The following is an 8,405-nucleotide window of genomic DNA, read 5'->3' on the forward strand; positions in this document are numbered from 1 at the left end:
TATGGCGACCAAGGCGATAGAGCTCCCGGTTTTTACCTGGGAAGGGACCGACAAACGCGGCTCCAAGATCAAGGGCGAACAGACGGCTAAGAACGTCAACCTCGTCAAAGCTGAGCTGCGGCGTCAGGGTATCAACCCGACCAAGGTTCGGAAAAAAGCCAAGCCGCTTTTCGGCGCCTCAGGCAAGTCGATCAAACCGCAAGACATTGCGGTGTTCTCGCGGCAGCTAGCCACCATGATGCAGGCGGGCGTGCCGCTGGTTCAGGGATTTGACATCGTAGCCGGCGGTCAGAACAACCCGCGCATGAAAGACATGCTGGTCGACATCAAAAACAACATTGAGTCTGGCTCCTCCTTAAGTGAATCGCTGGCAAAACACCCGGTCCAGTTTGACGAGCTGTACGTCAACCTGGTTGCCGCGGGTGAACAGGCGGGTGTACTTGATACGCTGCTCGATGAAATCGCCACCTATAAAGAGCGCATCGAGGAAATCAAATCCAAGATCAAGAAGGCGCTGTTCTATCCAGCCGCCGTCATCGGCGTGGCGGTCATCGTGTCGCTGGTTCTGCTGATTTATGTGGTGCCTCAGTTTGAGGTCATCTTTCAGGACGCCGGTGCAGACCTTCCGGCGTTCACGGCCGGCATCATCAGCCTGTCCGAGTGGCTTCAGTCCGACGGCTGGATTCTTGGAATCGTATTTGGCGGCGGGATCGCCTCGATCATCTTTGCCAAGAAGCGTTCCAAAGCGTTTGCGCATTTTCTGGATCGGGTCGTTCTCAAGATTCCGGTGATCGGCGAAATCATGCACAACTCCGCCATCGCCCGCTTCGCTCGCACCCTCTCGACAACGTTCGCCGCCGGCGTGCCGCTGGTCGACGCGCTGGAGACGGTCTCCGGTGCCACCGGTAACCAGGTTTACGGCAACGCGGTGAAGCAGATTCGAGAAGACGTGTCGGTGGGTCACCAGCTTCAGCTCGCCATGCGCCAGGTTGATCTGTTTCCCCACATGGTGGTGCAGATGACCGCGATCGGTGAAGAGGCCGGCGCTCTCGACCAGATGCTGAAGAAGGTCGCCGAGTTCTACGAGAACGAGGTGAACCAGGCGGTGGATGCGCTCAGCAGTCTGCTCGAACCGATCATCATGGTGATCATCGGCGGTCTGGTGGGCAGCCTGGTTGTTGGTATGTATCTGCCGATCTTCAAGCTGGCAGCGGTCGTCTAAAAGAATCTTTGGGCCGGGCCCGGGGACATCACTCCGCGGCCCGGTAGACGCCTTCCATGATCGAACTGCTCTCTTCCAGCCTGCCAATCTGGCTCGGCGTGGTCTTCTTATATTCGCTGCTGATCGGCAGCTTTCTCAACGTCGTAATCCTGCGCCTGCCGGCGCGTATCGAGCACGACTGGAAGCTTCAGGTCAATGAGTTTCTGGAGCAGCCAGAGCTCGATCTCGAGGCGCCGCCGGACCTGGTTTTCGGTCGCTCAGCCTGCCCTCACTGCGGGCACCAGATCACCGCGCTCGAGAATATCCCGCTGGTCAGCTATCTGTTTCTCAGAGGCAAATGCTCCAACTGCAGCGCGCCGATATCCGCGCAATACCCCGTGGTCGAGGCGGTGACGGCGCTACTCAGCGTGATTGTCGCGTGGCGCTTCGGCTTCACCTGGGCAGCCGGGTTTGCGATGGCGCTGACCTGGGCCCTGGTGGCGCTCAGCGTCATCGACATCCGAGAACAGCTGCTGCCGGATGTCATTACCTTGCCGGCGCTCTGGGCCGGGCTGCTGCTGAATACCGCCGGCGTCTTTACCGATCTCACGAGTGCGGTCATCGGCGCCGCGGCTGGCTACCTGTCGCTCTGGCTGGTCTACCATCTGTTCAAGCTGGCCACGGGCAAAGAGGGTATGGGCTATGGCGACTTCAAGCTGCTCGCTGTCTTCGGCGCGTGGCTCGGCTGGCAGATTCTGCCGCTGGTCATCCTGCTGTCTTCGCTGGTAGGTGCGGTTGTCGGCATCGGCCTGATCATCTTTGCCGGCAAAGACCGAAACATCCCCATTCCGTTTGGGCCCTACATTGCCGCCGCCGGCTGGCTGGCGATGATCTGGGGCGAACGAATCATCGGCACTTATCTGGAATTCAGCGGGCTGTCATGATTTACCAGGTGGGTCTGACCGGCGGTATCGCGTCGGGTAAAAGCACGATTGCGCAGCTGTTCGTGGAACGCGGCGCGACGCTGGTCGATGCTGATCTGATTGCCCATCAGGTCGTGGCTGCCGGCACGCCGGGACTGCGCGCCGTCGTCAAAGCGTTCGGTGAGACCATGCTGACCGAAGACGGTGAGCTGAACCGACCGGCGATGCGGGAGCGGGTGTTCTCCGACCCCGGCGCTCGGCTTCGGCTCGAGGCGATTGTGCATCCCATGGTTCGAGCCGAAATGGCGCGGCAGATCACCAATGCTGACGGCCCCTATTGCGTGGTTGACGTCCCGCTGTTAACCGAATCTGCACAGCATTATCATTTTGATCGCGTGTTGGTCGTCGACGTATCGACCCAGACCCAGATCGATCGGCTCAAGGCCAGAGACGGTTTGTCCGATAGTCAAATCGCCGGAATCCTGGACGCCCAGGCCAGCCGGGACCAGCGGCTGGCGCTTGCGGATGACACGATCGACAACAACGGCGCGCTGGAAGCGCTGCCCGAGCAGGTGGAGCTACTGCACCAGCGCTACCTTGTAGAGGCCAAAGAAAAGAGGAACCCGGCATGACACGCTGGAAGGCATCAGGTATCCATCTACTCATCAGCGCCGGGATTGCAGCGGCTGCAGTGGCGGTGATGCTCGGCGTCATGTATCCATGGGAGTACTTTCAGGCGAGCGGCGGATTCAAGCTGCTGGCTATCCTCCTGTCGGTGGACGTGGTGATTGGCCCACTGCTGACGCTCCTGGTTTTTAAAATCGGGAAGCCCAGCCTGAAATTTGATCTGACGGTGATTGCGCTCCTGCAGGTCGCTGCCCTCGTCTACGGGATGTGGGTGGTGATCGAGGCTAGACCGGTGTTTCTTGTTCACGTCGGCGATCGCTTTCATCTCGTTCGCGCCAACGATCTGGAAGATGAGCTGCTGGCTTTGGGGTCGGAAGAGCGATTTAGAACCAAATCCTGGACTGGCCCAAGGCTCGCCGTTGCGATCAAACCCCGCGACGTGGATCGGCAGCAAGAGCTGATGATGGCTGCCCTGTCAGGAACGGATCTAAACTACTTTCCGGAGACCTATTCCGATTATGAACAGCATACGGACGCTGTGCTCGCCCGTTCCCTAAGCACCGTTCAGCTGCTCAAGAACCGGCCGGAGGACGGCGCGCCCATTGCCGCTTTCCTCGAGGACAATAGTCGCGAAGCCAGCTCTACGGTGGTTTTGCCGCTTAAGGTTGGCATCAACTTCCTGACGGCGCTGGTCGACTCCCGTACCGGGGAGATTCTGAAGATTTTTGCCGTCGATCCCTGGGGTGAGTGACCCTACCTTCGCACCAGGTATCAGCCGCGGTTTGCATCGAACGACGCCCGGCCGTCTGTTAGGCTAAAAAACGTGGACAGTTTCTTCAAAATCAACGGCGCGCTGCGGCTCAAACATAACTACCGGCTGGATACGGCCTATGACGGCCGCTACCTGATGCGGTTACCTGACGGCTGCCTGGTGCCATCCGATCGCTATGAAGAGGCGCGCCAGACGTTTGCCGGAACGGCATCCGCGGGGGCGAAAACCCGGCGCTGACCAGCTCTTCAGGCAATCTCGACGGCGGGTGTGTTAAGGTGCGCGCCTTTCGTCGCCGGGGCGACATGGCCTGAATGGCCGTTATGTCCCTGGCACCACCCGCTTAGGCCAAAAAATTGGCCTGGCCAGGACGCCTGGTCGTCTCGGTCTCGCGCAGGAAATCGTTATGCAATTTGATCAACTGGGGCTCGCGCCCGAACTGCTGCGTGCAGCATCCGAGCAAGGGTACCGTGAAGCGACGCCCGTTCAGGCGGAAGCCATTCCGGCCGTTCTTGCTGGGCATGATCTGCTGGCCGGCGCCCAGACTGGCACCGGCAAAACCGCGGGTTTCACCCTGCCGCTGCTTCAGCGGGTGCTGCTGGAGACTCAGCGGCGCGGGACGGTCCGTGCGCTGGTCCTGACACCAACCCGGGAGCTGGCTGCCCAGGTGCATCAATCGGTGAAGGACTATGGGCAGTTTCTGCGTTTCCGGTCGGCAGAGATTTACGGCGGGGTCAGCATACGTCCGCAGCTCAACAGGCTTCGCCAGGGAGTCGATATTCTCGTGGCGACCCCGGGCCGCCTGCTCGACCACGTCGGCCAGCAAACGGTTGATCTGTCGGCGCTTGAAATCCTGGTGCTCGACGAGGCGGACCGTATGCTGGACATGGGTTTTATCCACGACATCCGCCGGATTGTCCGGGCTACGCCCGACCAGCGTCAGACGCTGATGTTTTCCGCAACGTTTTCCAAAGACATCCGCAAGCTGGCCAAGGACTTCCTCCGGGAGCCGGTGGAAGTCCAGGTTGCGGCTCGCAACAGCACGGCAGACCGGGTCACACAGCGTCTTTATCCGGTAGAAAAGGGTCGCAAGCGCGAGCTCCTGTCTGAACTGATCGGCCAGGGAAACTGGCAGCAGGTGCTGGTGTTTACCCGCACCAAACACGGCGCCAACCGGCTTGCCGGCCAGCTGGAGAAAGACGGTATCAGCGCTGCCGCCATTCACGGGAATAAGAGCCAGGGTGCCCGCACGAGAGCACTCGCCGGCTTCAAGTCTGGTGAGGTGCGCGTTCTTGTCGCCACCGACATCGCCGCCAGAGGGCTGGATATTGAAAAACTCCCCCATGTCGTCAACTACGAATTGCCCGCCGCCGCCGAGGATTATGTCCATCGGATCGGACGCACCGCTCGGGCTGGCCAGGCCGGGGAGGCCATCTCGCTCTACTGTGATGACGAGCAGCGCCAGCTCCGAGATATTGAAAAACTCCTGAAAACCCGCATTGACCGGATCACTCGACCTGGCTACGAGATTGATCGGACGAAACAAAGCCGGCCATCGGGCGGGTCATCCGACGGCGCCCAGAAGAAACCGAAGCCCCGCCGCGGTGATCGAAGCGGGGGACCCTCCCGACGCCGCAAAGCCCGACGATCCGCCCCCCGCCAGGGTGCACGATAATTGAACAAGTGCTGCCGGGACGGCAGCTTGGCGGGACTACCTGTCAAGTTCGTCGACCCTCACTGTCACAAATAATTGACATCAAAATCGACGAAAATCAGGCTTTTTTCATCATTTACCCACTCCACCGGCAGACAACCTTAGACCCGGTAGACCAGTAGTCTTCGGGCATCGCATCTTCGCTGGCCGAAGTTTCTGTTTTAATAGGGCTTTTATTCTTAAAGTTTAACAATGTTTATCTAGGCGCGACCTCAGACGAAGCCTGCTGGCGGCGCAGGCTCTGTAAATCTTGACTGACAGTCGAGATTTGTCCATGATGAATGCTCGACAGCTCGTTTACCTATCGGCAGCAGCAGGCACTTCGCCGCTGTTGCAGGCAAATCCGCCCGGCAAATCGAGACGTCAAGGGGTATCAGCATTGGACCCATCCACAGATGCACCAGATCTCGACCATGAAGCCTTCATGAGGGCTCACTCGGTTCACGAAACGCAGCTGCAGAAACTGTCAGACGAGGCCGTCGGCGTGCTCGCTCAGGAGGTCCTGAGCCACCTGTCGACCCAGGTCTCTGACGACGTACTGCCCGGGGGGCAACTCGACAAGCATGCCCTGGAAGCGTTTTGTGACGCGCTCACCGGCGAGGACGGCGCGGTCGCCGCCGACATCATCATGCAGGCTCGCGGAGACGGCGTTTCGGTGGAATCGATTTACCTGGGTTATCTCGCCGGAGCTGCGCGAATGTTGGGCGATCGCTGGGAGGATGACCGCGTGACGTTTATGCAGGTGACCGTGGCATCCGGCCGGATCTACGCCATCATGCGCGGACTGCGGCGTTTCCTGGCACCGATCCTTCCGGATCAACAACGACACGCCCTCTTTGTCAGCATGCCTAACGACGACCATACGCTTGGCGTCACCATGGCAGCCGATCTTTTCCGACAGAAGGGTTGGGATATCCAGCTCGAGACCCATCGGACGCTCGACCAGCTTATCCAGACGCTGAAACAGAGCGACCATACGATCATCGGAGTCTCAGCGAGCCGCCCCGAAACGCTGGTTGATCTCGCCCGACTGGTGGTGTCGCTACGGATCTGCAAACCTCACAGCTTTATTCTGGTCAGCGGGCATATCACCGAAATGGAGCCGGATATTGTCGATCTGGTGGACGCTGACGCATTTGCCGGCAGCGTGCCGTCCGCAATCACCCAGCTTGAGCAGTTGGTCACCGACCTCGAGCAACGCGCAGGCTGAGCCACCGACAGATTCGCGATCCGCCGAGCCCAATAGGACCGGTTTAACACACCACGGCAAGAATCTAGCAGGCTGTTGGAAAAGCCATCCATAGCTTTTTCATCAACGCCAAGTGAAAAATGTGATTTTCACTTGGCTCACATTTTCAATGACTTACAGCCATCGAAAATGTCGGCACATCCATTTGCTGAAAGCAGCGCACCGAAAACTGCGTTTTTCAACACGCTGTTAGGCTAAAATTAAACGGATCCAATCCCTGTGGAACCGAACGATGAGAATGCTCCTGCTAGGTTTTCTGCTTCTGTCACAGCTGGCTGCGGCCCAGACTACGGTGACCTTGTCCCCGACCATCGACAACAGCATCTTTTCCGAGTCGGATAACTCGGGCGGTGGGGACGACAATCTCTTTATCGGCATTACCGCCGCCCAGGCTCAGAACGGGCAGCGCCGAGCGCTGCTCGCGTTCCAGGATCTTGCCCAAATTCCGGGCGGCGCGACCATCACGGCAGTCGAGCTGAATATGGCGGTCACCCGGGGCGTCGGCCCATCAATTCCGGTTGCGGTTTTTGAAACCACGAGTGCCTGGACCGAGGGAACCTCAACGCCCACCAATGCCGGCGGCGCGGGTGCGCCGGCCGCTGACGGCGGCGCCACGTGGCGTCTGGCGACCTCTCCGAACGACGAGTGGACCACTCAAGGCGGAGATTTTGATCCGGCTGAGCTGACCCAGGCCGACGTCAATACGAGCGGCAGCGTCACGTTTCCCTCGACCGCAGCGTTTGTGGCGCGCGTGCAGTCTTGGGTTGATGGCGAAACCAATAATGGCTTGATCCTAATCTCTCAAAGCTCGACGACACGCTCCGCCAAACGGCTGGGGTCGCGGGAAAACGCCAGCGCCGCGAACCGCCCGACGCTCGCCGTCACTTTCACGGAAGGCGCCTCCGACACGCCGTTGGCGGCCTCTGGACTCTGGTTCGACGCGGCGCTACCCGGTGACGGCTTTAACGTAATCGAATCAGCGCCGGCCGCCGGCAAAGGCATCGCCAACAGCATTACGGTGTTCTACTTCGGCTACGACGCCACCGGCGCCCGCCTGTGGCTGGTGTCCGATACGGTGCCGGGACCGTTTTTGCAGGATCAGACACTCACGCTGCCGATGCTCCTGGGAGGTACCTCAGGCGATTTCCAAACGCCCGCGCCGGGCTCCGAGCTCACGAACTGGGGGACCCTGGACGTGACCCTCAGCGGCTGCACGACCGGAGTGTTTGAGCTCAGCGGCATCGACGGCAACAAACGCTTTGAAGCGACGCAGCTCACGGCGGTCAGCGGCATCAGCTGCGGCGAGACCCGCTAACTTCCGGAAGGGTGCCGCCGGGCTATCTCACCCCGGCATACAAACGTTCCTGATCGGTCTAAAATGACGAGATGGAACAGGAACTGCTGATCAAGGTACTGCTGTCGACCGTATTGGGTTTCCTCGGCGGGTGGCTGGTCAAAACCGTGTTTGCCGGCGGCCGGCTGAAGAAAGCGGAAAAAGACTGGCGCCTTCAGCTGCAGGCTACGACCGAAGCTCGAGACGCAGCGGCCCTCAAGGTTCGTGAACTGCGCTCGAAAGTCGGCGAGATGGAAGCGTCGTTTGGCAGCGTCGAGAAAGACATGGTTCGCATCCGCGATTCCATGGAGCAGCGGGAGCAATCCATCCAGGTCCTTCGTGACGACCTGCTCAACGCCAAAAGCAAGATGCAGGAGGTGGACCAGCTTCGCGCAACCCTGGCCGACCGCGAAGACAAGCTTCGGAAGCTCTCCCGGGTCCGAACCGAGCTGCTCAAAAATACGGTTCAGGGCAGCGAGCTTGAGTCGGCGAAGCTGGAGCTGGAGACGGTGCTTCAGCGAGCAACCCAGCTGGAAACCGAAAACGCGACCCTTGCTGAGGAGCGCGATCGCCTAAAGGGCCGGGCCCA

At 59.9% G+C, this 8,405-nt stretch carries 9 protein-coding genes; all 9 read left to right on the forward strand.

All coding sequences use genetic code 11. From position 1 onward, the window contains the following. The first annotated feature begins 1 nt into the window (after window position 1). Window positions 2-1,222, forward strand: coding sequence for a type II secretion system F family protein (locus AAF358_25650; GenBank protein ID MEM7708960.1), 1,221 nt, complete (start codon window positions 2-4; stop codon window positions 1,220-1,222). Between the two features lie 56 nt (window positions 1,223-1,278). Further along, a complete protein-coding gene (locus AAF358_25655; GenBank protein ID MEM7708961.1) occupies window positions 1,279-2,145 on the forward strand; it encodes an A24 family peptidase in 867 nt (288 codons plus the stop codon). Continuing rightward, a complete protein-coding gene (gene coaE / locus AAF358_25660; protein MEM7708962.1) occupies window positions 2,142-2,756 on the forward strand; it encodes a dephospho-CoA kinase in 615 nt (204 codons plus the stop codon). Before AAF358_25655 ends, coaE begins: the two co-directional genes overlap by 4 nt. Beyond that, the gene (gene tfpZ, locus AAF358_25665) at window positions 2,753-3,502 is read left to right on the forward strand and encodes a TfpX/TfpZ family type IV pilin accessory protein (GenBank protein MEM7708963.1); all 750 of its coding nucleotides are present in this window, start codon (window positions 2,753-2,755) and stop codon (window positions 3,500-3,502) included. Before coaE ends, tfpZ begins: the two co-directional genes overlap by 4 nt. Window positions 3,503-3,574: 72 nt before the next feature. Continuing rightward, complete coding sequence (locus tag AAF358_25670; GenBank protein ID MEM7708964.1) at window positions 3,575-3,760, forward strand: hypothetical protein; 186 nt, start codon at window positions 3,575-3,577, stop codon at window positions 3,758-3,760. A gap of 166 nt (window positions 3,761-3,926) precedes the next feature. Then, window positions 3,927-5,195, forward strand: a complete 1,269-nt coding sequence (locus AAF358_25675) for a DEAD/DEAH box helicase (protein ID MEM7708965.1) — start codon at window positions 3,927-3,929, stop codon at window positions 5,193-5,195. A gap of 463 nt (window positions 5,196-5,658) precedes the next feature. Then, window positions 5,659-6,444: a cobalamin-dependent protein gene (locus AAF358_25680; GenBank protein MEM7708966.1), complete on the forward strand. Its 786-nt coding sequence runs from the start codon at window positions 5,659-5,661 to the stop codon at window positions 6,442-6,444. A 271-nt stretch (window positions 6,445-6,715) separates the two neighbouring features. Then, on the forward strand, window positions 6,716-7,798 hold the full coding sequence (locus AAF358_25685) for a DNRLRE domain-containing protein (GenBank protein MEM7708967.1): 1,083 nt from the start codon (window positions 6,716-6,718) through the stop codon (window positions 7,796-7,798). Window positions 7,799-7,869: 71 nt separating this feature from the next. After that, window positions 7,870-8,405, forward strand: a 536-nt coding sequence (locus AAF358_25690) for a hypothetical protein (protein MEM7708968.1), incomplete at its 3' end; no start/stop codon positions are given.

It is taken from the genome of Pseudomonadota bacterium, assembly GCA_039033415.1.
GTDB lineage: Bacteria > Pseudomonadota > Gammaproteobacteria > Xanthomonadales > SZUA-38 > JANQOZ01.

Coding starts and splice junctions, on each gene's coding strand:
- AAF358_25655 (MEM7708961.1), top strand. CDS start 1,279: ATGATCGAACTGCTCTCTTCCAGCCTGCCAATCTGGCTCGGCGTGGTC.
- tfpZ (MEM7708963.1), top strand. CDS start 2,753: ATGACACGCTGGAAGGCATCAGGTATCCATCTACTCATCAGCGCCGGG.
- AAF358_25675 (MEM7708965.1), top strand. CDS start 3,927: ATGCAATTTGATCAACTGGGGCTCGCGCCCGAACTGCTGCGTGCAGCA.
- coaE (MEM7708962.1), top strand. CDS start 2,142: ATGATTTACCAGGTGGGTCTGACCGGCGGTATCGCGTCGGGTAAAAGC.
- AAF358_25685 (MEM7708967.1), top strand. CDS start 6,716: ATGAGAATGCTCCTGCTAGGTTTTCTGCTTCTGTCACAGCTGGCTGCG.
- AAF358_25680 (MEM7708966.1), top strand. CDS start 5,659: ATGAGGGCTCACTCGGTTCACGAAACGCAGCTGCAGAAACTGTCAGAC.
- AAF358_25650 (MEM7708960.1), top strand. CDS start 2: ATGGCGACCAAGGCGATAGAGCTCCCGGTTTTTACCTGGGAAGGGACC.